Source organism: Plesiomonas sp. ZOR0011, assembly GCF_000800945.1.
Taxonomy (GTDB): domain Bacteria; phylum Pseudomonadota; class Gammaproteobacteria; order Enterobacterales; family CAMTGL01; genus Plesiomonas; species Plesiomonas shigelloides.
On sequence record NZ_JRKB01000004.1, the window covers coordinates 16,490 to 40,141 of the forward strand.

Below are 23,652 nucleotides of genomic sequence, written 5' to 3' on the forward strand. Positions count from 1 at the left end.
ACGAGATGCATGGCCTATGAAATTACTGAGCAAATTTCTGTGCACCCTTCTGATTTTGCTGGCTCTGGCGCTGGTTCTCGCCTATGCCTTGCTGCAAACGCCAACCGGTGCGGGCTGGCTCAGTGATCTGCTCTCGCGCCGCAGTGGTTACCAGATAACCATTGCCGGCGTACAACACAGTCCGCTTAATCCTGCCGAAATTCGCCTACGTGAAGTGCGCCTCAGCCGTGGCAGTGAACCGCTGCTGGATGCCGGAACGGTCACCCTGCGCATGGGCTGGTACACCCTGACCCATCCGCGCCACTGGCAACAAATTCGCCTGCAAGACGGTGAACTGCGCCTCCCGGCGGTATTACAGCCACAAACCCAACCCCCATTGCAAGCGCGCCAACTGCTGCTGCAAAACATGGCGCTCAGTACGCCACTCGATGGTCGTTTACTGGTGGCGCATCCCGTCAGTGGCGGGATCACCCCGTTTATTCCCGGTCCCGGCGGCTGGCTCGGCGATGATTCACGCTTTGAACTCAGCGCCCAGAGCCTGACTTATGGCGAACTGGAATTACAGCGGATGTTGCTGCGCGGCCGCTGGCAACAAGGCCGGTTACTGCTGCAAGATTTTGGGGCTGATATGCTGCAAGGCCAAATCAGTGGCCGCGGCGAGCGTAGCCGCGACGGCCACTGGAGTCTGCGCGATCTGCGTCTAACCCGCTTGCGCTTGCAAGATAACCGTCTGCCGCAAGTCCTCAGTCGTCTGTGGCAGCGTTTACCGGCCATCACCTTACACAATCTGGATCTGGTGGATGCGCGCTTTGAGGGCAATGATTGGTCAGTTAACGATCTAGACTTGAGCGCCGAAGACCTGCAACTCGGCCAAGGCCGACTGCAATCCCGCGATGGCTTGCTCAGTCTGAATGCGCTCGATCTGGTTTACCGCGATGTACACCTGCGCGATCCGGTACTCAAGCTGACCTTCACCCCCGATGGCATTACGCTGGATGATGTCAGCACCCGCTTTGAAAACGGACTGCTGCGCACCTACGGGCGTTGGAATGCCGCCCAACACAGCCTGCAGCTGGATGAAGTGGGGATCAGCGGTATCGAGTACACCCTGCCTGATAGCTGGCTACACTGGCTCGCCCAACCGCTACCGAGCTGGCTGCAACAGCTGAACGTGCTGCGCCTCGATGTAAATAACAACTTACTGGTGGATATCCGTCCGCGTTTTCCTTTCCAGTTCACCGCGCTGGGTGCCAGTGGCAGTAACCTGCAACTGATCCGTGACCAGCACTGGGGGCTGTGGCAAGGCAGTCTACGTCTGAATGCTCGCGATGCCACAGTCAACAAAGTGGACTTACGTCACCTGCTGTTAGACCTGCAGGCACAAGACGGTCAGTTGACCTTGCATGAGCTGAGCGCCTTTGGTGGACAAGGGTTGTGGGAAGGGAGTGGCAGCTTGCAGCAACAAGGAGCGTGGCCGTTCACCTTAAGCCTCACCGGCCAGCAAGTGGCCTTAGATAGCCTGCAACGCTGGGGCTGGTCAGCGCTGCCGTTACGTGGCTTTGGTAATATCCATCTGGAACTGGCCAGCAGTGCACGCGCTCCAGAGCAAGGGCTACGCCCACTCAGTGGACAACTGACCGTCAGCGCCGAGCAAGCGATGCTGCAAAATACGGCGGCCGCCGGACTGTTTGCCGAAGCCAAAGCCGGTGACAACCCACATCGCTGGTTGGATCTGAGCCAGCAAGAAGGGCAAATGACCTTGCTGCGTAATCTGCAACTGCGCCTGCGCGCCGCTGGCGGGATAGTGAACATTGAACAAGCCAGCGCCGCCGGTCAGCTTCCCTTTAGCCTCACCGGTCGCTATGCGCGCACCGTCAGCACGCCAGATGCGGTCCAGCGCACCCAGTTGCAGCTGACGCTCTCCAATCCAGGCTTGTGTGAGCGCCTCACGCGCCACTGGCAATCCAGCACGCCAGCGAACGCTGTCGCCGACGATTCCGTAGCAGCCCCGCCGCTTCAAAGCAGCGTCGACGTCACGCCGTTACCGGCATGTGGCCCACAACCGGCCGGTAATACCAAATAAGTCCCGACGAACACCGCGCCGGGACTGTCATCCGACAGCAACCGCACTTTCATCTGAACGCGGGCCTTGCGTCCGCGCCCTAAACGATCCAAATCGCCGCCCAAATCGTTCAAATCGGCCACCGCCCGTGGTCGATTGCCCACCGGATGCGGATAGCGAATATGCGCATCGGCCAGAATAATCTCACCGCCTAGATTGCGCTCACGCAGCAGCAACCAAATCAAGCCCCAGCCGGTTAAGGTCGCCAGCGAGAACAGGCTTCCGGCAAACACGCTGTGATACGGATTTTGATTAGCCGCCAGCGGCAAGCTGGTTTCAAAGCGCTGGCCGGTGTACTGCATGATTTTGATCCCCATCTTTTCACTGATCGGGATCGACTGATACCACGCCTGCTGCAGCTGCAAACACCAATCTGGACGGTGCAAGATAGTCTCGAGGTCGGCCAGCGGCTTGATCATCAGAAAATGGCGTACCGGCGTGCTGCTGGCGGTCTGCAACTCCCCCTGATTCTGGTAGCCCAGTTGGGTGAAAAAGGCCACCGCCTCTTCGCGTGCACTGCACACCACGCGCCGCGCGCCTTCTTGCCGTGCCACCGACTCCAGCGCCATGGCCACTAGCGTGCCCAAACCGCGCCCGCGTAAATCGGGATGCACCGCCATAAAACGGATCGCCGCCTCATCATCGGCATTGATATAGACCCGCCCGATGGCCACCGGATTATCGTGCTCATCCACCACCATCTGGTGGTGCGCACCGGCGTCATAGCCATCGCGCTCTGAGCCAGGCGGCTGGTGCAGCGGTGCCCGCAGCATCTGCCAGCGAAAGTGATAATAGCGCGCCAGCGCCTCATCAGTTGTGGGGGTACTTAAGCGGTACATCCTTGTACTCCTTGCAATCCATCGCTCTGAGATCTGTCAATCTGAGATGTATCGGTGAGAGGCTCACCCGGTGCACCGGTCTGGCCGACGCAGCAAAGGGAGGCTTGCCAGTTACACCTGCAACCAGAAGGTCACCGGACCGTCATTGACCAGTGCCACTTTCATATCGGCGGCAAACCGGCCCTCTTCGGTCGGCAATTGGCCGCGGCAGTAATCGGTAAAATAGCGATACAACGCTTGCGCGTCATCGGGCGCCGCGCCGCGGGAAAAGCTGGGCCGTAACCCCTTTTGGGTGTCTGCCGCCAAGGTAAACTGCGATACCACCAGCACACTGCCACCGGCTTGTTGCACGTTCAGGTTCATCTTGCCCTGCTCGTCTTCAAAAATGCGGTAGCCCAACACTTTATCCGCCAGACGGCGCGCCTTGGCTTCGTCATCCCCTTGCTCAACACCGAGCAACACCAACAAGCCTGGGCCGATAGCGCCGGTCACTTCTCCGTCAACGGTCACACTGGCTTCACTGACGCGCTGAATCAATCCAATCATTTACTGCGACTCCTTGTGTACAACCTACTGCTGATTTTTCTTACGATTTACGAGACCGACTCCGCGTCGGCCGCCGCACTGTGCAGCGCGCGGATCAACGCATCAGTGATCCCCGGCTCTAACGCCGAGTGCCCGGCATTCGGCACCACCTGCAACTGAGCATGCGGCAACGCTTGCTGCACCAGCCAGGCATTTTCTAGCGGGCAAATCATGTCATAGCGGCCATGCACCAGATACAGAGGGATCGCCGCCAAGCGTTCGGCATTGAGCAAAATATGATTATCCGGTTGCCATAACCGATGGCGGAAGTAATGGCACTCGAGGGTAGCCAGCGCCACCGCATGCTGCAAACTGCCCATCTGCTCTAAGATTTGCGGATCGGGCAGCAGCTGTATCAGATGCGCTTCCCACAGCGCCCAGCTCCGAGCTGCCGCGCTACGCTCCAGCTCATTATTTGAAGTGAGCAGTGCCCAATAGCCTTCCAGCACTGTATCGGCCGACAAACGTGCATTGCTCTCATCAATGTCTGGCATCAGCGGCGCAATGAAGTGCCGATAATGCTCAGGGAACATCTGCGCCGCGCCATGTGGCCCATACAGCCATTCCAGATCGCGCTGACGCCCCAAGAAAATCCCGCGCAGCACCAGCGCCTGCACCCGTTCAGGAAAGGCCTCGGCGTACAGCAAGCTCAGCGTACTGCCCCACGAGCCACCAAACAGCAGCCAGCGCGGGATCTGCAGCTCTTCGCGGATCGCTTCGATATCGGCTAACAGATCACTGACCTGATTATCGTGCCACTGCCCATGCGGCAATGAACGACCACAACCGCGCTGATCAAACAAAATGACCCGAAAACGCTGCGGATCGAAAAAGCGCCGGCTGGTCTCATTGCACCCCGCCCCCGGTCCACCATGCACAAACAGCACCGGCAGACCCTGCGGATTACCAACCTGCTCCAGATAAATCTGGTGCTGACCGCGGCGAATAAACCCGCTGTAATACGGCTGAATGGGCGGATACAGATGAAACATAAGCCTTCCCTCCTGCGAATAGGTGCCGAGCTATATATGCCAGCCTGATGGCGGCCAGCGGCTCACGATTTATAACGTGGGTGACGGCTCGTCTTGCAGCGCCTGTGTCCGTCGCCATTCACCCAAGGTTGCGGTCACTTCGGCACCAAACAACACAATACACCAGCTTAAGTAAACCCAGACAAATAAAATCGGGATCACCGCCAGCGCACCGTAAATCACCTGATACGATGGGAAAAAGGTGATGTACAGGGTGAAGACTTTTTTGCTGATCTCAAACAGTAACGCCGCGATCAGCGCGCCACTGAGCGCATGTAGAGTCGGTACCCGCTCGGTAGGCACCACGCTGTACAGCAGCCAAAACGCCAGCGAGGACAACACAAACGGAAACAGCAGCAGCAAGTTGTCGAGTACCCCGTTAATCCCCGTATCGGTGAGCAATTTCAGGGATAACAGATACGAGCTGGTCACTAAGCTGGCACCGGCCAACAACGGCCCCAGCGTCAAAATCATCCAATAAATGGCAAACGACACCACCGCCGGACGACGCCGCTGGCTGCGCCAAATGTGGTTCAGGGTTTTATCCACCGCCGAGATCAGCAGCAGCGCCACCACCACCAAAGCGATGATCCCCACCGCACTCATCTTGCTAGAGTTAGAGACAAACTCGTCCAGATAGGTTTGCACCACATCCCCAGTCGCTGGGACAAAGTTGCTGAAAATAAAGTGCTTCACCTTGTCGGTCACCCCAACAAACACCGGAAAAGCGGTAAAGACCGAAAAGACCACCGTCACCAGCGGCACCAACGACAGCAACGTCACATAAGCTAAATAACCAGCCGTCACCGTCAGGCGGTTTTCATTGCTGCGCGCCAATAGCAGACCGGCAAAGGCCCGTACTTGCGCCCAACTGCGCACAAAAGATGGCGTATCCATGACAATGTCCTTCTCACTGTATCAATCACGTTGTATTAATCAGTGCCTATAGTAACGATCCTGTTGCCGAATTACGCCCCGAGATCCCGCTGCCGGAAATATTCCAAGACAGTTTGCGCATCTTTTACCCACACGCTCTCAATGCCCAGGGCGCGCGCGGCGGCAATATTGTCGGCATTGTCATCAAAAAAGCAGCTTTGTGCCGGCGTAAATCCGGTATCTGCCAGCACCTGCTGATAAATTTGCGGCTGTGGTTTACGCCATCCCATCTCGTTGGACAGATAGACCCGATCGGCGCTGTGCGCCACTTGTGGGTACAGACTCGGCCATAACTCACAGTGCAGCGCATTGGTGTTCGACAGCACCACCACCGTCTCACCCGCTGCACGCAGTTGCTGCATGCGCTCAATCACCGGCATACGCAGCGCGCCAAAAATCGCCTGCCACCCTTCAGCAAACTGGGCAAAACTCAGTTGCATGCCTAACACTCGGTTCACCGCTTCGGCAAACTCGGCATCACTCAAGGTCCCGCGCTCGTGCTCGCAAAATGCCGCATCATGGGTAAAACGCGCCTGCAAAGTGGCCACCGGCACCCCACTGTGCTGGCTCCATACCTGTAGCACGCGCTGAAAATCGATATCGATAATCACATTGCCCAAATCAAAGATATATAACACCCGCTCACTCCTTGCTGTTGTCTTAAATATCGCCAGATGTCTAATCAGTACCTGCTGGGGACAAAAGCCAATCACAGCTATAACGCACTGATAAAAAGCATAAAAAAAGGGAGCCTACCGGCTCCCTCTTTGGATTATTCGACAGAAGGCTTAATGCCTGCGGTCTTTTTATACTAGCCTGACAAATTAGTCTTTGCTGCCGCGATGCGCACGCTTACGATCATTTTCGGTCAGGTGTTTCTTACGCAGACGCACGCTCTGCGGAGTCACTTCAACCAGTTCGTCATCATCGATGAACTCCAGCGCTTGTTCCAGAGTCATCTTGATTGGGGTAGTCAGCGTGGTCGCTTCGTCAGTACCAGAAGCACGCATGTTGGTCAGCTTCTTACCCTGCAGACAGTTAACGGTCAGGTCGTTAGAACGGCTGTGGATACCGATGATCTGGCCTTCGTACACTTCGGTACCGTGACCCAGGAACAGACGACCACGATCCTGCAGGCTGTACAGCGCGTACGCCAGAGCCTTACCGGTACCGTTAGAGATCAGAACGCCGTTAATGCGCTGACCGATTTCACCTGGACGCACGTCATCGTAGTGGCTGAAGCTGGAGTACAGCAGACCAGTACCGGAAGTCATGGTCATGAATTCGGTACGGAAGCCGATCAGGCCACGGCTAGGAATGATGTAATCCAGACGGATACGGCCTTTGCCATCCGGGATCATGTCGCGCATTTCACCCTTACGCAGACCCATCGCTTCCATCACGGAGCCCTGGTGCTGCTCTTCGATGTCCAGAGTCACTTGCTCGAACGGCTCTTGTTTACGGCCGTCGATGTCACGGAAAATTACTTTCGGACGGGATACCGCCAGCTCGTAACCTTCACGACGCATGTTTTCGATCAGAACGGACAGGTGCAGTTCACCACGACCTGATACGCGGAATGCATCCGGGTCTTCGGTTTCTTCAACACGCAGCGCCACGTTGTGTACCAGCTCTTTGCGCAGACGGTCCAGGATCTGGCGGGAAGTCACGAATTTACCTTCGCGGCCGCAGAATGGAGAGGTGTTAACGCAGAAGAACATGGTTACGGTTGGCTCATCCACAGTCAGCGCTGGCAGCGCTTCAACGGCAGATGGATCGCACAGGGTATCGGAGATGTTCAGCTCACCCAGACCGGTGATTGCGATGATATCGCCCGCTTCACACACTTCCGCTTCGATACGTTGCAGACCCATGTGGCCCAGCACTTTACCGACTTTACCGTTACGACGGTTGCCTTCGCTATCCACGATAACGATCTGCTGGTTTGGCTTAACAGAACCACGCTTGATACGGCCGATACCGATAACACCTACGTAGTTGTTGTAGTCCAGCTGAGAAATTTGCATCTGGAATGGAGCTTCCAGCTCAACTTTCGGCGGCTCAACGTGCTTAACGATAGTTTCGAACAGTGGAGTCATGTTCTCAGCCATCTCGTCCGCTTCCAGACCGGCAATACCGTTCAGAGCAGAAGCGTAAACGATAGGGAAGTCCAACTGCTCGTCAGTTGCACCCAGGTTCACGAACAGGTCAAACACCTGATCCACCACCCAGTCAGGACGCGCGCCCGGACGGTCAACCTTGTTGATAACCACGATCGGACGCAGGCCGTAAGCAAAGGCTTTCTGCGTAACGAAACGGGTTTGTGGCATAGGACCGTCCATTGCGTCTACCAGCAACAGTACGGAATCTACCATCGACATCACACGTTCTACTTCACCACCGAAGTCGGCGTGACCTGGGGTATCAACGATGTTAATGCGGTATCCATTCCACTCGATGGCCGTGTTTTTAGCCAGGATGGTAATCCCACGCTCTTTTTCCAGATCGTTGGAGTCCATTACACGTTCAGTGGCGTCGCTACGATCTCCGAGGGTACCGGACTGTTGCAGCAACTTATCAACCAGGGTGGTCTTACCGTGGTCAACGTGGGCAATGATGGCGATATTACGCAGATTCTCAATCACAGATGTGGTCTCTGGGGGTTAACAAATTAGCGGATATTGTACACAGCTTGAGCAAAAGACTAAACAGATCACAGCAAAACATTACTGGCAAGTTTAGCTGACTGCCGGCGTGAGCCGTTTCACAAGCTGCACAATCAAAGTGTGAACATTATTACAGAAGAATCGTAATTTTGCTGCCACATATCGCAGGCAATATGATCTTTACGGCAGGGTTGCGCTTTCTGCGCATAATTTTGCTGAAGGATTATACAACCAACCTATTATAGAGGATATCAATTCCTGCATTGCACCAAAATGGTGCAATGATTCCCCATCACGGTGCAAAAAATGGCAACGCCTCTGTGGATACCGCGCCGTTGCACCCTGACCAGCCGCAGCCGCACGCGGCAAAACAGGTTTTGAAAACTTGGCACACTTCTCGCTATATACCCCATGAAGGTCCGCAGCGGCCTAGTGACCAAGACCTACATCGCTACAAAGTATTTTTGGCAGTCCACGACAACATAAAACATTGCGACAACATCGGAGGTTACACCATGTCAGCTGAACACGTATTAGCTATGCTGCAAGAGCACGAAGTGAAATTCGTTGATCTGCGCTTTACTGACACCAAAGGCAAGGAGCAGCACGTTTCCATTCCTTCTCACCAAGTGAATGCCGACTTCTTCGAAGAAGGTAAAATGTTCGATGGATCTTCCATCGAAGGGTGGAAAGGGATTAACGAATCTGACATGGTTCTTATGCCGGATCCGGCAACCGCGGTTTTAGACCCGTTCACCGATGACAGCACCCTGATTATCCGTTGTGACATCTTAGAGCCAGGCACCCTGCAAGGTTACGATCGTGACCCACGCTCTATCGCCAAACGCGCCGAAGACTACATGCGCAGCACCGGCATCGCCGACACCGTGCTGTTTGGCCCAGAGCCAGAATTCTTTGTGTTCGATGACGTGCGTTTCAAAACTGGGATCTCCGGCTCCTTCTTCCAGTTGGATGATATCGAAGCGGCATGGAACACCGGCACCGAATACGATGGCGGTAACAAAGGCCACCGTCCAGCCGTAAAAGGCGGCTACTTCCCTGTGGCACCGGTTGATTCTTCCCAGAACCTGCGCTCTGCAATGTGTCTGGTGATGGAAGAGATGGGTCTGGTGGTAGAAGCTCACCACCACGAAGTGGCCACCGCCGGTCAAAACGAAGTGGCGACCCGCTTCAACACCATGACCATCAAGGCTGACGAAATCCAGATTTACAAGTACGTGGTACACAACGTAGCGCACGCCTACGGCAAGACCGCGACTTTCATGCCAAAACCACTGTTCGGTGACAACGGTTCTGGCATGCACTGCCACCAATCACTGGCGAAAAACGGCGTGAACCTGTTCTCCGGTGACAAGTATGCCGGCCTGTCTGAAATGGCACTGTACTACATCGGCGGCATCATCAAGCACGCCAAAGCGCTGAACGCCTTCACCAACCCAACCACCAACTCGTACAAGCGTCTGGTGCCAGGTTATGAAGCGCCAGTCATGCTGGCTTACTCAGCGCGTAACCGCTCCGCGTCTATCCGTATCCCTGTAGTTGCGAGTCCGAAAGCACGCCGTATCGAAGTGCGCTTCCCGGATCCAGGTGCTAACCCGTACTTGGCCTTTGCTGCTCAGCTGATGGCCGGTCTGGACGGTATCGCTAACAAGATCCACCCAGGCGATGCGATGGACAAGAACCTGTACGATCTGCCGCCAGAAGAAGCCGCTGAGATCCCAACCGTGGCCGGCTCTTTGGAAGAGGCCATGAGCGAGCTGGATGCCGACCGTGAGTTCCTGACCCGTGGCGGCGTCTTCACCGACGACTTTATCGATTCCTATATTGAGTTGAAACACGCCGATATCGACCGCGTGCGCATGATGCCGCACCCAGTTGAGTTCGAAATGTACTACAGCGTGTAATACGCCGCGTCATTTCAACGGCAGTGCGTGTAACAACCTTTTTTGTTGCCGTGGAAACTTTCAGCCCGCCTCACAGGCGGGCTTTTTTATGGTTGCCGCCACGGCCCCCGAGCATCGACACTTAGCGCCATAACTTATGGCTCCATAATTTAGACGCCATTATTTAAGCATCATTGTCTGAGCGTCCAACCGCGTCCGCCCGACTGCTTGGCAGTACGCGCTACCCGCTCGGTCATTTCCTTTTTCATCTGCGGAGAACGTCATGCGCCTGTTTTGCCTGACACTGCTGTTTGCCACCCTGTCGGCGTTTGCCAGTGAGACTCGGCTGATCTGTTCATGGACCGATGCCAACGGCATTACCCACTTCAGCACTAACCAGCCCAAAGGGGCCACCTGCCGAGAAATCACCCCGGCCGCCCCCATCAAATATGACAGCGGCAAGCTGCCCTCCACGCGCCTGAACAATAACGCGAATGCGCCCGCGCGCAGTACCCGCAGCAGCACTAATGCCGGCCCCGCACTCTCGGGCAACGTGGCGACCCAAATAGCCATTTTGTCACCGATTGATGAAGCGACCGTGCGCAACAACAGCGGCAATATTGATGTCACCGTGATGGTGGTGCCGAAATTGGCCGAGCAGCAAACCATTCAGCTGAAAATCGATGGCCAAGCGGTAGGGGAACCGAGCCGCAGTATCCAACAGCAGCTGCACAATATCGATCGCGGCTCGCATCAGCTGAGTGCGGATTTACTGGAAAACGGCAAAGTGATCGCCTCCGCGCCACCTGTCACGGTATTTTTACACCGCGCCAGCATTTTGAACCGCGAAGCTCTCAATCCACCGATTCAGCCGCGCGCCAAGTAAGGCCTATCATGCAGCGCTAGTGCCGACCCGCGTCGATAAGTTAAGGTGGCAAAGGCCGCCTGCTCGATTATAGTGACAGACAGTTTCCGTGCGCCGGCCACCCTCGGCGCACCTTTGCTGCCAAGGAGCCATGATGGAGCCGGATATTGCTCAATCCCTGCTGCACAACCTGAAAACCGGCGTCTTGTTGCTGGATAACAGCCTGAACATCCACTATGCCAATCCGGCCGCCGAACAATTGCTGTCGCACAGTGCGCGTAAACTGATTGGCGTGCCGCTGCCCGCCTTGATTGAATATATCTCGCTGGATTTGACGCTGATGCGTCAGGCACTGGAGCAGCAGCAAAGCTTTACCGATAACGAAGTCACGCTGGTGATTGACGGCAAAGCCAGCATCGTCGAGCTGACCGCCCAGCACCTGCATACCGGTGCTCAGCACACCGTGCTGGTGGAGCTGCACCCGTTGGATACCCATCGCCGCCTAAGCCAAGAGCAGTTGCAACAATCGCAACAATCGGCAGCGCGCGAGCTGGTACGTGGGCTAGCGCATGAAATCAAAAACCCACTCGGTGGCCTGCGCGGCGCGGCGCAGTTGCTAGAGCGCGCCTTGCCCGATCCGGCGCTGACCGAGTACACCGGCATGATCATCGCCCAAGCCGATCGCCTACGTAATCTGGTCGACCGGCTGCTCGGCCCACAGCGCCCGGGCGTGCGCAGCGAACAAAATCTGCATGTGGTACTGGAGCAAGTACGCAAGCTGGTGGAGCTGGAAACTCCCGCCCACATCACCTTAATTCGTGATTATGACCCCAGCCTGCCGGAGTTCGAGCATGATCCTGAGCAGCTCGAGCAAGCCATTCTCAATATTGTGCGCAACGCCGTCCAAGCCCTCGGTGAGCAACCCGGCACCATCACCCTGCGCACCCGTACCGCCTTCCAGCAAACCCTGCACGGTGAACGTTACCGGCTGGCGGTACGGCTCGATATCATCGACAGCGGCCCCGGGATTCCGGCGCAGCTGCAAGATACGCTGTTCTACCCGATGGTCAGTGGACGCGAAGGCGGCCACGGCTTAGGGCTATCGATTGCCCGTAATCTGATTGACCAACATCGCGGCAAGATTGAGTGCAGCAGCTGGCCAGGGCATACCGAATTCTCCATTTACCTGCCACTGCGCAAATAGCGGCATCAAGTTGGCACGAATTTGGCTCGAATATTGGAACGCTAATTCCCAGCGGCTTAAACTAAGCCCACGCGATAGCCTAATATCGCGACATAGACCAATCAGCAAGTTCACGAGGCGCACGGCATGACGAAAGGACGGGTATGGGTGGTGGATGACGACAGCGCCATCCGCTGGGTACTGGATAAGGCCCTCAGTAGCAGCCAGATCCGCTGTGAAACATTCGACAGCGCCGCCGCCGTGCTGGACGCGCTGCAACAGAGCAAACCGGATGTCCTGCTCTCTGACATCCGCATGCCCGGCATGGACGGCCTGACCTTGCTCGGTCAGCTGCAACAGCAAGCACCGCAGCTGCCGGTGATCATCATGACCGCCCACTCCGACCTCGATGCCGCGGTCAGCGCTTATCAGCGCGGAGCCTTTGATTACCTGCCCAAGCCCTTTGATTTGGATGAAGCGGTGGCACTGGTTGAGCGCGCCTTGCAACACAGCCTTGAACAGCGCCAGCAACGCACGCCAGCCAATGAACCTGTACGCGGCGCGCAATCCGAGATCATCGGCGAAGCACCGGCCATGCAAGAGGTATTTCGCGCTATCGGTCGTCTATCTCGCACCGCCATCAGCGTGCTGATTAATGGCGAGTCCGGTACCGGTAAAGAGCTGATTGCCCACGCCTTGCATCGCCACAGCCCACGCGCCAGCGCGCCCTTTATCGCCCTGAATATGGCCGCCATTCCGAAAGATTTAATTGAATCGGAGCTGTTTGGCCATGAGAAAGGCGCCTTTACCGGTGCCGGCGCGGTACGTCAGGGGCGCTTTGAACAGGCGAACGGCGGCACCTTATTTTTGGATGAAATCGGCGATATGCCACTGGATATCCAAACTCGCCTGCTACGGGTCTTGGCCGACGGCCAATTTTACCGCGTCGGCGGCCATACGCCGCTGCACGTGGATGTGCGCATCATCGCCGCCACCCACCAAGATCTGGAAGCGCGCGTGCGCGAAGGGCTGTTTCGCGAAGACCTCTTCCATCGCCTGAATGTGATCCGTTTACAGCTGCCCGCCCTGCGTGAGCGACGCCAAGATATCGCCGCGTTAAGTCGCCATTTCCTGCTCAGTGCCGCACGCGAACTGGGGGTGGAAGCAAAAACGTTGCATCCGGATACCCTACGGGTCATGAGCGAGTTTCACTGGCCGGGCAATGTGCGCCAACTGGAAAACATCTGTCGTGGTTTGACCGTCATGGCCGCCGGTAAGGAGATTTTTGTCTCCGATTTACCGGCTGAATTGACCCGCCCCGCCAGCAGCGTGGACACAGCCGCCTCGGCGCTAAACTGGCAGCAACCGCTGCAACAGTGGGTGTTACACCAACTGGCGCGGGGTCAGGAGGATTTACTCACTACCTTGCAACCGGAGTTTGAGCAATTACTGCTCGATGCTGCCTTGCAACACACCCGAGGTCACAAACAAGAGGCGGCCCGCCTGTTGGGCTGGGGGCGCAATACCCTGACCCGTAAACTGAAGGAATTAGGGATCCACTGACTACGGCGAATTAAAGCGATATTCATCACACTTTTAACCGTAACAGGGTTAGGCGATTTTCACCCCAGTGTCTATACTGTCACACCAACTAAAATACACTGGGGAGCCTTTGCATGATTGCACGCGATTTACCGTTGACCGACTTACACCGTCATCTGGACGGCAATATTCGTCCATCGACCATTTTGGAGCTGGGTCAACAGCACGGCATCATGCTGCCCGCCGATAACCTGCCGGATCTGCTGCCGCACGTACAAATCACCGAGAATGCCCCGACGCTGGTCAGCTTCCTGCAAAAGCTGGATTGGGGCGTAGCAGTACTGGCCGATCTGGATGCCTGCCGCCGCGTTGCATATGAAAACATGCAAGATGCCGATAACGCCGGTCTGGATTACACCGAGCTGCGCTTCTCACCATACTACATGGCGATGAAACACAACCTGCCAGTACAGGGGGTGGTGGAAGCGGTCGCGGATGGGATTGCGCAAGGCCGCCGTGACTTTACCGTGAAAGCCAACCTGATTGGTATTTTGAGCCGCACGTTCGGCACCGCCGCCTGCCTGCAAGAGCTGGATGCGCTGCTGGCCTGTCGCCAACACTTAGTCGCTATCGATCTGGCCGGTGATGAACTCGGTCAACCGGGTGAACTGTTTGTGCCGCACTTTAGCCAAGTACGCGATGCCGGCTTACACATCACGGTGCATGCTGGAGAAGCGGCGGGCGCAGCCAGCATGTGGCAAGCGATTCAGCAATTGGGCGCAGAGCGAATTGGTCATGGCGTAAAAGCCATCGAAGATCCGCGTCTGATGGATTATCTGGCCGAGCATCGCATTGGCATTGAATCGGCCCTGACCTCCAACGTGCAGACCACCACGGTCAGCGCGCTAGCCGCCCACCCACTGAAAACCTTCTTGCAGCACGGCATTGTCGCCAGCATCAATACCGACGATCCGGCAGTAGAAGGTATCGAAATTGCGCACGAATACAATGTGGCCGCGCCAGCAGCGGGTCTGACTCCAGCGCAAATTCGCCAAGCGCAGGAAAACGGCATGCATCAAGCGTTTTTAAGCGATAGCGATAAAGCCGAACTGCGTGCGCAAGCACGTGCGCGCAGCATGTAATACATCGCGCGACGCAGCGCCACAGCAGGGCGTATTGCGTTCAAGAAAAAAGCGGCCAAAGGCCGCTTTTTTTGTCCTGATTTGCTGTACTGAGAGCTTTGCGTACTCACGCGTACTCGCAGCTTACGCCGCCCACACCATTCGCAGGTTTTAAATCACACGCGAGAACTGCTGGCGACGCGCTTGCTGGCGCAGATAAGTATCAAAGCACATGCAGATATTGCGGATCAGCAAGTGGCCACGCGGCAATACCCGAATGCCCTGTGCGTCCATCTCCAGCAGCCCATCGGCAGCCAATGGCGCTAACAGCTGCAAATCTTCGGCAAAGTGCTGGTTGAAATCGATACTATACTGCTGCTCGATATCGGCAAAGCGCAGTTGGAAGTTACAAATCAGCGCTTTAATCACATCACGGCGCAGACAATCTTCGTCGCTCATGCGTAGCCCCTTGGCTAAGGCATGGCCGTGCGCTTCAACCTCGGCATAATAATGCTTCAGCTCACGCTGGTTCTGCGCATAGTGATCGCCCAGCATGCTGATCGCCGAGACCCCTAAGCCCAACAGATCGCACTCCGCTTGGGTGGTGTAACCTTGGAAGTTGCGGTGCAACTCGCCGTTACGCTGCGCCACGGCCAGCTCATCTTGCGGCCGGGCAAAGTGATCCATCCCAATAAACTGATAACCGGCTCCGCACAGCATCTGGATACTCTCTTGCAAGATAGCCAGCTTTTGCACCGGAGAAGGCAAATCTTCATCGCGAATTTTACGCTGCGCAGCAAAGCGCGCTGGCAAATGCGCATAGTTAAATACGCTTAACCGATCCGGATTGAGCTCAATCACTCGCTGCAAGGTAAACGCAAAACTTTCCGGCGTCTGCTTCGGCAGGCCATAAATCAAATCGATGTTGGTGGAGATAAAACCCAGCTCACGCGCCCGCGCCATCAAGGCAAAGATAAACTCTTCATCTTGCTCGCGGTTGACCAGACGCTGCACTTCCTTGTTAAAGTCCTGCACCCCCATGCTCATGCGATTAAAGCCTTCGCTGCGCAAGTGATCCAGCATATCCAGCTCGATTTCACGCGGGTCCAGCTCAATGCCTATTTCAGCCTCAGGCAGGATGTGGAAGTTCTCCCGCAGCAGTGCCATCAGGCGGGAAACCTGCGCTTTACTCAAGAAGGTCGGCGTACCGCCACCCCAGTGGATTTGCGTCACCTGACGTCCGCCAAACAATTGGGCGCGGGCGCGGATCTCTTGCTCCAGCACGTCCAAATAATGGTCAGCTTTATGGGCATGACGGGTGATGACTTTGTTGCAGCCGCAGAAATAACACAGCTTATGGCAAAACGGGATGTGTACGTACAACGAAAGTGGGCGCTCCGGATAACGGGCGGCCGCTTCGGCAAAATCGCTGTGCTGGTAGCCCTCGTGAAACTCAAGAGCGGTCGGGTAGGAGGTGTAACGAGGCCCAGAATAGTTATATTTTTGGATGAGATCTAAATCCCACTGCGTTGGGTTCGTCACTGACACTGACTCAGACATGCTTTAATTCCTTCCACATGGCCGCCGCTCCAGCGACGGCACTTTATTCAGGGTATTTGGCGCACCATGCCAGCAACTGCGGCAACTCCTGTTCAATGGCGGGCTGCAGGCGCTCTTCGGCCCGGACTCGCTCCAAATCCCATTTCATTATTTGATTGCGCTTGTGTTGCTTGCGAGCGTCATGGGTCGGCATTTCTGCCACGACCTGATACAGCTCTGCCATCGCCGGAAAGTCGCGCGCCAGTTCCGGTTTGTCCTGTTCCACCAACAGCTCCAGCAGCCGCCCAATGCGCAGCACGCCTTCAGCCAATTCACACTGCCCGCTTTGCATCGCCCGTGCGATGGTACGGATGCTATCGAGCATATGCTGGCGACGATGCGCCGCCAGCGCAGCCTGTTGCTGACGTTGCAGCTGCCCCTGACGCCAGAGGCGTCCGAGCAGCCAGCCGGCATACAGACCAAGCGGCAGCAGTACTATGACTGCTGCCAGCACTAATCCCTGTTGCCACGCCATCAGAATGCTTTCGGATCGCTGTTGTTAAAGCGCTCCCACAGATCTTCTGGGCTGTTGCCCGGCGCCTGTGAGTCTTGTTCTGCACTCTCTTCCTCATCGGTCAGACCGAGGATTTGCATCAGCTCATCCACGCGATCCAGCGCGTTATCCACGTAGGATTGCTCTTCGCTGCTCAAGCTTTCGCCAGCATCGACGCGATCCAGCAACAGGTGCAGACGCTCGTCATTTTCCAGCATCGCCAACTCTTCTGCTGGGGTCAGTTTTGGTTTCGCTGGCGCGGCAGCAACCGCCGGTTTTTTCGGCTGACGGTTGACAAATTCCACCATCAACGGCACCGGCTTTTTACTGCCGATACGTGGGTCTTTTACGGCGCGACCTTCATTTTGCTGGCCTTGCTCAGCCACATTCTGGCGTGAGCCAGAGCGCAGACCTTTACGCTTTTTCAGACGTTTTTGCTCACGGGAGAGCTGATCAATTTCAGCGCGGCTCTTTTTCGGCGCACGAGGGGCACTTTTCAGAGCAGGCACTTTACGGGATTTCTTTTCGCGGGTCATATCAACACCAATTGTGATGCGGGATCAGTAAACAACATTATGCCAGTGTTTACGCTCAGAAATAGAGCATTCTGGAATATAAGCGCCGGAATCTAGCAAAAAGAGGGTAAATAGCAAATAAAAAAGGCAGCGTTCAACGCTGCCCATGAAAGAATCGTGTCTTCTTTTCATCTGGGGATAACAACTCTCCCCGAGTGCATCCTAAACTGGTTTGTCCGCTTTCCCTGCGCGTAAGCTCTTGCTATCACACCATCCTGATGCTTTCTATCATCCGTGCAATCTTTGATGTCCACCACGGCGTCCTGCCGCTAACCCCACTCACCCACTGCCTGACAGCAGCGTCGGTGGTGACGCATTATCTGGCACGGCATTCCCGCCATACCGGTTCCACTGCCCCAGCTAATCTACGCGTCCGTACTGCGCAGGCAATCGTAAGGCCCAGTGATTGTGCGCCACTTCACAGTAAAAAAGCGGAAAATTTGACCGTCGGGCAGTTTGCTCGCTGGCCAAAGAATCTGGCCAGCGAGCAACACGATCAGTGCAAGCCACCAACATAACCGGCCAGCGCTTTGATTTCTGCATCCGTCAGATGCGCAGCCACTTGCCGCATCATCAAGTTCGGATCATTTTGTCGCTGTCCGGCGCGAAACGCGGTCAGCTGAGCACTGATATAGTCAGCATGTTGACCGGAGATTTTCGGGAAGCCCGACAAGCCGGTGCCATTACCACGCGGACCATGACAGGCGACACAGGCCGGAATGCCGCGCTGCTTATCCCCAGCCATGTACAGCTGTTTGCCAAGCTCAACACTGGCTTTATCGGTATAGGCAGGTGCCGAGACTTGCTCGGAGAACCAAGCGGCCAAATCTTGCATATCCTGCTCAGACAAGGCCGCCACTTGACCTTGCATGATGGCATTCGCGCGCCCCTGCTTACCGCCGGAGTCCGCCGCCAGTTTGAATTCTTTTAGCTGCTTGAGCAGATATTTGTTATGTTGTCCGGCCAATTTTGGATTGACGGGGATGGTACTGTTCCCGTCAGCATTATGGCAGGCCACACACACCGCAGCGGCGATCTTCTTACCCGCTTCTGCGTTTCCCTGTGCCTGCGCAACACCGCTGACACCCAGCATCATTGAAATCACGAGCGCAAATTTTTTCATGGCGTTCCATTTAGCTATATGATTGTTGTTATGCCAATAACGGATAATCCTGTCCGTTACCGTAAGGTTTCGGCGGTCAGCGCAGTGCCTTACGCACTATTACAACAGATATTTTACACATTTTCACATAAAAGAAATCATCACACCACATTTGACTTAAGGTGGAGATCGCTCCGTGGCTCAATTTAATTATCACGTTACCCATTTTGTTACTAGCGCACCGGATATCCGTCACCTTCCGGTGGACAACGCCATCGAAGTGGCCTTCGCCGGCCGTTCGAATGCGGGCAAATCCAGCGCGCTCAATACCCTGACCAATCAGAAAAACTTGGCGCGTACCAGTAAAACCCCTGGCCGTACTCAGCTGATTAACCTGTTTGAAGTGGCCGAGCAGGCACGTCTGGTCGACTTGCCAGGTTACGGCTATGCCGAAGTACCGGAAGAGATGAAGCGCAAATGGCAGCGCGCGCTGGGTGAATACCTGCAAAAACGCGAATGCCTGCGTGGTCTGGTGGTGCTGATGGATATCCGCCATCCACTCAAAGACTTGGATCAGCAGATGATTGCGTGGGCGGTAGAGTCTGGCCTGCCGGTGCTGGTGCTGCTGACCAAAGCCGATAAGCTGGCCAGTGGCGCCCGTAAAAATCAGGTGAATCTGGTGCGCGAAGCCGTGCTGGCGTTCGAAGGTGATATTCAAGTCGAAGCGTTCTCCTCCCTGAAAAAACTGGGTGTGGATAAGCTGCGCCAGAAGCTGGATACCTGGTTTACCACCGAGATTGATGCCCTGAATCAGGCTGAACTGGATGCGGACGATAGCGACGCAGAATAAAGTTCGGTGACTGACACGTTGCCTGTCACGTTCTGCTAGGTCGAAGCGAGATGGGTCGCGAAAAGGGAAATAAGTCCCCACCGTACGGTGGGGCAACGGGAGAGAAATAGGAGGTTTTTATTGTTATGCCGTTAAGGATCTTCGATCCTGCGCGGTTTCGCAAGATCTTTGTGTAAGATCGCGCCATCATACATAAGTTTGCGCTGCACTCTTGATTCCCCTCACGAATACGCACATTACTTCATAGCAACTTGTCTGATAAAAGCCCGATTTAGCAACGATACGTCAGATCCTGCCGCGATCTAACACGACAGTGTTATGTTTAGCGCATTCGGTTGAACGCCCGACCGATTCGGTTTCCTTTTTGTTTTTCGCTGCCCTTTTCCCTCGTCACCGCCATGCCACTTTGTATTAGCAACCTGTGGTGCGGATCCCTCTTGGCAAATGCATGCCGCACTATGCTTGTGCCGCGCTTGTGCAGCAGCACGCGCAACAGGGCGATTTGATTTTTCATCGAGAAATAAGTGTGGGTAAGCTGTAGCTTTACAACAAATTGCTGGAAGATGTGGACAGCAGGTAGACAGGCAACAAAAAGGCCGGCAAAAGCCGGCCCGAAAAAAATACGTAAGCAAAAATGTGAGTCTGGTGACAACGCCGCCATCACACAGACAAAAAATAAGATAAACAAGAAGAGCGAAATGATTATATCGCACTTAGAAACATTTTAAAGTAATTACTCTAATTTTTAGGCGATAAAATCGGCGACCGCGCTCACAAAAACGACACAGTGTGAGAAAAAGAGACACTATCGACGGGAAAAAGAGTAACCAGCAGCGGGAAAAACGGTAACAAGGGGCGACGTTGTGGGGAAAAAAGCGGCAAAACGCAGATAAAAGAACGCCCCGCTCTAACGAGCGGGGCGGCTAAAAATTCAGCCAAATCCGATTACGTGAAGTAAAAGGTCTGAAAGATAGAACATCTTACCTCTGTACCCTACGCGAAAAACTGTACAACAATTCGACGGATGAGGAAAGCAATTTTTGTAGTTTGTTTTCACTTTTATGTCGCACTTCACTACTGACGGTAACATTAGCCCGAGGTTATTTTTCTCAGTGAAAATAGCTCAGGCTCAGTGTGCGTCGCGGCAGCACCCGATCAGTGGGCCTGATCCCAGTTATCACCCACGCCAACCTCAACCAGCAGCGGCACATCCAGCGCGGCACTGTGCTGCATCAGCTCACGCACCTTGGCACTGCACAGCGCCACTTTCTCTTGCGGCACTTCGAAGACCAATTCATCGTGTACCTGCATGATCATACGGATACCGTCTGCCTCTGGCGTCGCCAGCCATGCATCCACTGCCAGCATAGCGCGCTTGATGATGTCAGCCGCTGTGCCTTGCATTGGGGCGTTGATCGCCGCGCGCTCAGCGCCTTTACGCCGCATCGCATTGCGCGAACGGATATCCGGCAACTGCAAACGACGGCCAAACAGCGTTTCAACATAACCTTGCGCATGCGCCTGCTCACGAGTGCGCTCCATATAAGTCAGCACGCCCGGGTAGCGCTCAAAGTACAGATCCATATAACGTTGGGCATCGTTACGGCCAATACCGAGCTGACGCGCCAAGCCAAAGGCGCTCATGCCGTAAATCAAACCGAAGTTGATGGCCTTGGCACTACGACGCTGTTCAGCGCTCACCTGCTCCAGCGGCAAGCCGAACACTTCGGCAGCGGTGGCGCGGTGGATATCCTTGCCTTCGCTAAAAGCGCGCAATAAACCGGCATCACCCGACAGATGCGCCATGATGCGCAGCTCAATTTGCGAGTAGTCAGCTGCAATAATCTGATTCCCTGCACCAGCAATAAAGGCCTGACGAATGCGCCGCCCTTCTTCGTTACGTACCGGAATATTTTGCAGGTTCGGATCGGTGGATGACAGACGGCCGGTAGCGGTCACCGCCTGATGATAGGAGGTGTGCACGCGACCGGTCGCCGGATTGATCATCTGCGGCAGTTTATCGGTATAGGTTGATTTGAGCTTGGCCAGCCCACGGTACTCCAGCAGCACGGCCGGTAATGGGTAATCCAGCGCCAGCTCGGCCAATACCTCTTCGTTAGTGGAGGGCGCGCCGCCCGGGGTCTTCTTCAGCACCGGCAAGCCCAGTTTCTCGAACAAGATCCCCTGCAATTGCTTGGTAGAGGCCAAGTTAAACGGCTCCCCGGCCAGCTCATGGGCTTTGCTTTCCAACTCCGCCAGACGCGTGGTCAGCTCTATGGAATGCCGCCCCAGCAAGGCCGGATCAATCAGCACGCCGTTGCGCTCCATCCGCGACAACACGGATAGCAGCGGCACTTCCATCTCTTGCAGCACCGAGGCCAAGCCCGCTTCTTGCTCCAGTTGTGGCCACAGCACTTCATGTAAGCGCAGGGTGACATCCGCATCCTCGGCGGCATAGGTGGCCGCTTGCTCTAGCGGGATCTGGTTAAAGGTCAGCTGGTTTTTACCTTTACCGGCCACTTCCTCAAAAGTGATGGGCTGGTGACCTAAGTGGCGCTCAGACAGGCTATCCATATCATGGCGGCCAGCCACACTGTTGAGAACATACGACTCCAACATGGTATCAGACCAAATACCGCGCAGCTCGATGCCATAACGGGCCAGAATGCTCTGATCAAACTTCAGGTTTTGCCCAACTTTGCGCGAATCGGTATCTTCCAGCAGCGGCTTCAGACGCGCTAACACCGTATCACGATCCAGTTGCTCAGGCGCATCCAGATAATCGTGCGCCACCGGCAAGTAGGCAGCCTCACCAGCGGCGGTGGCAAATGACAAGCCAATCAGGTTGGCGGTCATGTAATCCAGTCCGTCGGTTTCGGTATCCAGCACCCAGTAAGGCGCAGCGCGCAGCTTATCCAACCATGCATCCAGCTCGCTCATCTGCAAAATGGTCTGGTAGGCACTGCGATCCAGCGTCACCGGCGCCATGGCCGCTGCGGCAGGTTCGGCGCTATCGCTCACCGAAGCGGTCGGTCGGACGCGTGGCGCAGCCGCTGCCGGGTTAGGCGTCAGCATATCGCCACCATCGAGCAGCTCAGCCAACCAACGTTTGAACTCATAACGGCCAAACAGGCTAATCAGGGTGTCGGTATCGGCGCTTTGGCGCGTCAGTGGAATGGGCTCCAGTTCCACATCAGTTTTGATGGTGGCCAGTGCATAGGAGAGATCGGCATTGTCACGGTGCAATTCCAGCTTGGCCGGCAGCGTTTTCGAGCCGCGAAAACCGAGAGCGGGCACCGCATCCAGATTGGCGTAGATCTCACGCAGACTGCCGATCCCGGTCAGCAGCGCCAGCGCGGTTTTCTCGCCCACCCCTGGTACGCCCGGAATGTTATCCGATGAGTCGCCCATCAGCGCCAGAAAATCGATGATCAGCTCCGGCCCGACCCCGTATTTCTCGCGCACTTCCTGCGGCCCCAGCACCGTGTTGTTCATGGTGTTGATCAAGGTGATCTTATCGCTCACCAGCTGCGCCATGTCTTTATCGCCGGTGCTGATCAGCACGTCGCGCCCATTGGCGGCCGCTTGTTTGGCCAGCGTACCAATCACGTCATCGGCTTCCACTCCCGACACCACCAACAGCGGCAAGCCGAGCGCGCGGATCATCTGATGCAGCGGCTCAATTTGGCTGCGCAGTTCATCGGGCATCGGTGGGCGATGCGCCTTGTACTCGGCAAACATCTCATCACGAAAGGTTTTGCCTTTGGCATCAAACACCACCGCCATTTCGGTCGGCGCAAATTGGTTGAGCAGGCTTTTCAGCATGTTCAATACGCCATACATGGCGCCGGTCGGTTCACCGCCAGCATTGGTCAGCGGTGGGAACGCATGAAATGCACGATAAAGATAAGAAGAGCCGTCGACCAGAATCAACGGGTTGGGCGCTATCTGGGCCATAATTACACTATCCGGTCAGTCATCATCCCTAAAGGATGCCACAGCCAGCGGCAGAAACGAATTTACCGGTCGGGATTTTTGTCCCACTACGTATCTGGCGCGCACCCCATTCCTTCCTGCCGATGACGCGTAGCCTGTGGATAACTTTGTGAACAATAAAACGAGGGGATGTGATCGTTTGGCGTTAGCAGGTGAATGCATGGTTAATTACCATTAAATTTCATTAAGTTACGCAAGCATGCCCTGATCGGCGCGCGATCATTTGATGATCATCTGCTGTGG

19 protein-coding genes are annotated in these 23,652 nt (G+C 55.6%); 7 read left to right on the forward strand and 12 right to left on the reverse strand.

Features of this window, described 5'->3' with window-relative positions; all coding sequences use genetic code 11:
- Window positions 1-16 precede the first annotated feature (16 nt).
- Window positions 17-2,083: an AsmA family protein gene (locus L975_RS00195; RefSeq protein WP_052181171.1), complete on the forward strand. Its 2,067-nt coding sequence runs from the start codon at window positions 17-19 to the stop codon at window positions 2,081-2,083.
- Here L975_RS00195 and fabY read toward each other — a convergent pair.
- The 6 genes from fabY to typA form a co-directional block, all read right to left on the reverse strand.
- Complete coding sequence (gene fabY / locus L975_RS00200) at window positions 2,017-2,961, reverse strand: fatty acid biosynthesis protein FabY (RefSeq protein ID WP_047706578.1); 945 nt, start codon at window positions 2,959-2,961, stop codon at window positions 2,017-2,019. The genes L975_RS00195 and fabY overlap by 67 nt on opposite strands.
- 111 nt (window positions 2,962-3,072) lie before the next feature.
- Complete coding sequence (dtd, locus tag L975_RS00205) at window positions 3,073-3,507, reverse strand: D-aminoacyl-tRNA deacylase (protein WP_047706580.1); 435 nt, start codon at window positions 3,505-3,507, stop codon at window positions 3,073-3,075.
- Window positions 3,508-3,554: 47 nt separating this feature from the next.
- Window positions 3,555-4,538 (reverse strand): prolyl aminopeptidase, encoded by a 984-nt coding sequence (gene pip / locus L975_RS00210; protein ID WP_047706582.1) that lies wholly within the window; start codon window positions 4,536-4,538, stop codon window positions 3,555-3,557.
- Window positions 4,539-4,607: 69 nt separating this feature from the next.
- Window positions 4,608-5,474, reverse strand: a complete 867-nt coding sequence (locus tag L975_RS00215) for a virulence factor BrkB family protein (protein WP_010864947.1) — start codon at window positions 5,472-5,474, stop codon at window positions 4,608-4,610.
- Window positions 5,475-5,545: 71 nt separating this feature from the next.
- Entirely contained in the window at window positions 5,546-6,151 is a 606-nt protein-coding gene (locus tag L975_RS00220) for an HAD-IA family hydrolase (protein WP_010864948.1), read from the reverse strand.
- Window positions 6,152-6,337: 186 nt separating this feature from the next.
- Window positions 6,338-8,158 carry a translational GTPase TypA gene (gene typA / locus L975_RS00225; RefSeq protein WP_010864949.1) on the reverse strand — a complete coding sequence of 607 codons (1,821 nt, stop codon included), beginning with the start codon at window positions 8,156-8,158 and terminating at the stop codon, window positions 6,338-6,340.
- Window positions 8,159-8,694: 536 nt separating this feature from the next.
- On the opposite strand from typA, the gene glnA reads away from it, so the two are divergent.
- The 5 genes from glnA (at window position 8,695) to add (ending at window position 14,815) form a co-directional block, all read left to right on the forward strand.
- Complete coding sequence (gene glnA / locus L975_RS00230; protein WP_010864950.1) at window positions 8,695-10,104, forward strand: glutamate--ammonia ligase; 1,410 nt, start codon at window positions 8,695-8,697, stop codon at window positions 10,102-10,104.
- A 262-nt stretch (window positions 10,105-10,366) separates the two neighbouring features.
- Window positions 10,367-10,969, forward strand: coding sequence for a hypothetical protein (locus L975_RS17145; RefSeq protein WP_052181172.1), 603 nt, complete (start codon window positions 10,367-10,369; stop codon window positions 10,967-10,969).
- 130 nt (window positions 10,970-11,099) lie between these two features.
- Complete coding sequence (glnL, locus tag L975_RS00240) at window positions 11,100-12,152, forward strand: nitrogen regulation protein NR(II) (RefSeq protein WP_047706584.1); 1,053 nt, start codon at window positions 11,100-11,102, stop codon at window positions 12,150-12,152.
- Window positions 12,153-12,278: 126 nt separating this feature from the next.
- Window positions 12,279-13,694 (forward strand): nitrogen regulation protein NR(I), encoded by a 1,416-nt coding sequence (gene glnG, locus L975_RS00245; RefSeq protein WP_047706586.1) that lies wholly within the window; start codon window positions 12,279-12,281, stop codon window positions 13,692-13,694.
- A gap of 113 nt (window positions 13,695-13,807) precedes the next feature.
- Window positions 13,808-14,815 carry an adenosine deaminase gene (gene add / locus L975_RS00250; RefSeq protein WP_047706588.1) on the forward strand — a complete coding sequence of 336 codons (1,008 nt, stop codon included), beginning with the start codon at window positions 13,808-13,810 and terminating at the stop codon, window positions 14,813-14,815.
- Window positions 14,816-14,965: 150 nt separating this feature from the next.
- On the opposite strand, the gene hemN is transcribed toward add, so the two are convergent.
- From hemN to L975_RS00270, 4 genes are all read right to left on the reverse strand, one after another.
- Window positions 14,966-16,354 (reverse strand): oxygen-independent coproporphyrinogen III oxidase, encoded by a 1,389-nt coding sequence (gene hemN, locus L975_RS00255; RefSeq protein WP_047706590.1) that lies wholly within the window; start codon window positions 16,352-16,354, stop codon window positions 14,966-14,968.
- A 43-nt stretch (window positions 16,355-16,397) separates the two neighbouring features.
- Window positions 16,398-16,868 carry a DUF2489 domain-containing protein gene (locus L975_RS00260; protein WP_010864956.1) on the reverse strand — a complete coding sequence of 157 codons (471 nt, stop codon included), beginning with the start codon at window positions 16,866-16,868 and terminating at the stop codon, window positions 16,398-16,400.
- Entirely contained in the window at window positions 16,868-17,422 is a 555-nt protein-coding gene (gene yihI / locus L975_RS00265) for a Der GTPase-activating protein YihI (protein ID WP_047706592.1), read from the reverse strand. The genes L975_RS00260 and yihI overlap by 1 nt, the downstream gene beginning before the upstream one ends.
- 535 nt (window positions 17,423-17,957) lie before the next feature.
- Complete coding sequence (locus tag L975_RS00270; RefSeq protein WP_010864958.1) at window positions 17,958-18,584, reverse strand: cytochrome c; 627 nt, start codon at window positions 18,582-18,584, stop codon at window positions 17,958-17,960.
- Window positions 18,585-18,759: 175 nt separating this feature from the next.
- Here L975_RS00270 and yihA point away from each other — a divergent pair, with 175 nt between their 5' ends.
- Entirely contained in the window at window positions 18,760-19,413 is a 654-nt protein-coding gene (yihA, locus tag L975_RS00275; RefSeq protein ID WP_010864959.1) for a ribosome biogenesis GTP-binding protein YihA/YsxC, read from the forward strand.
- A gap of 322 nt (window positions 19,414-19,735) precedes the next feature.
- On the opposite strand, the gene L975_RS00280 is transcribed toward yihA, so the two are convergent.
- Together L975_RS00280 and polA are read right to left on the reverse strand one after the other, a co-directional pair.
- On the reverse strand, window positions 19,736-20,101 hold the full coding sequence (locus tag L975_RS00280; RefSeq protein ID WP_047706594.1) for a hypothetical protein: 366 nt from the start codon (window positions 20,099-20,101) through the stop codon (window positions 19,736-19,738).
- Between the two features lie 467 nt (window positions 20,102-20,568).
- Window positions 20,569-23,370 carry a DNA polymerase I gene (gene polA, locus L975_RS00285; RefSeq protein WP_047706596.1) on the reverse strand — a complete coding sequence of 934 codons (2,802 nt, stop codon included), beginning with the start codon at window positions 23,368-23,370 and terminating at the stop codon, window positions 20,569-20,571.
- Window positions 23,371-23,652: the final 282 nt, after the last annotated feature.

What these genes read in the sequence shown, in the direction of transcription:
- L975_RS17145 (WP_052181172.1), top strand. Translation starts at nt 10,367, where the DNA reads ATGCGCCTGTTTTGCCTGACACTGCTGTTTGCCACCCTGTCGGCGTTT.
- L975_RS00215 (WP_010864947.1), bottom strand. Translation starts at nt 5,474, where the DNA reads ATGGATACGCCATCTTTTGTGCGCAGTTGGGCGCAAGTACGGGCCTTT.
- L975_RS00260 (WP_010864956.1), bottom strand. Translation starts at nt 16,868, where the DNA reads ATGGCGTGGCAACAGGGATTAGTGCTGGCAGCAGTCATAGTACTGCTG.
- fabY (WP_047706578.1), bottom strand. Translation starts at nt 2,961, where the DNA reads ATGTACCGCTTAAGTACCCCCACAACTGATGAGGCGCTGGCGCGCTAT.
- hemN (WP_047706590.1), bottom strand. Translation starts at nt 16,354, where the DNA reads ATGTCTGAGTCAGTGTCAGTGACGAACCCAACGCAGTGGGATTTAGAT.
- L975_RS00270 (WP_010864958.1), bottom strand. Translation starts at nt 18,584, where the DNA reads ATGAAAAAATTTGCGCTCGTGATTTCAATGATGCTGGGTGTCAGCGGT.
- glnG (WP_047706586.1), top strand. Translation starts at nt 12,279, where the DNA reads ATGACGAAAGGACGGGTATGGGTGGTGGATGACGACAGCGCCATCCGC.
- glnL (WP_047706584.1), top strand. Translation starts at nt 11,100, where the DNA reads ATGATGGAGCCGGATATTGCTCAATCCCTGCTGCACAACCTGAAAACC.
- add (WP_047706588.1), top strand. Translation starts at nt 13,808, where the DNA reads ATGATTGCACGCGATTTACCGTTGACCGACTTACACCGTCATCTGGAC.
- dtd (WP_047706580.1), bottom strand. Translation starts at nt 3,507, where the DNA reads ATGATTGGATTGATTCAGCGCGTCAGTGAAGCCAGTGTGACCGTTGAC.
- polA (WP_047706596.1), bottom strand. Translation starts at nt 23,370, where the DNA reads ATGGCCCAGATAGCGCCCAACCCGTTGATTCTGGTCGACGGCTCTTCT.
- yihI (WP_047706592.1), bottom strand. Translation starts at nt 17,422, where the DNA reads ATGACCCGCGAAAAGAAATCCCGTAAAGTGCCTGCTCTGAAAAGTGCC.
- pip (WP_047706582.1), bottom strand. Translation starts at nt 4,538, where the DNA reads ATGTTTCATCTGTATCCGCCCATTCAGCCGTATTACAGCGGGTTTATT.
- L975_RS00195 (WP_052181171.1), top strand. Translation starts at nt 17, where the DNA reads ATGAAATTACTGAGCAAATTTCTGTGCACCCTTCTGATTTTGCTGGCT.
- glnA (WP_010864950.1), top strand. Translation starts at nt 8,695, where the DNA reads ATGTCAGCTGAACACGTATTAGCTATGCTGCAAGAGCACGAAGTGAAA.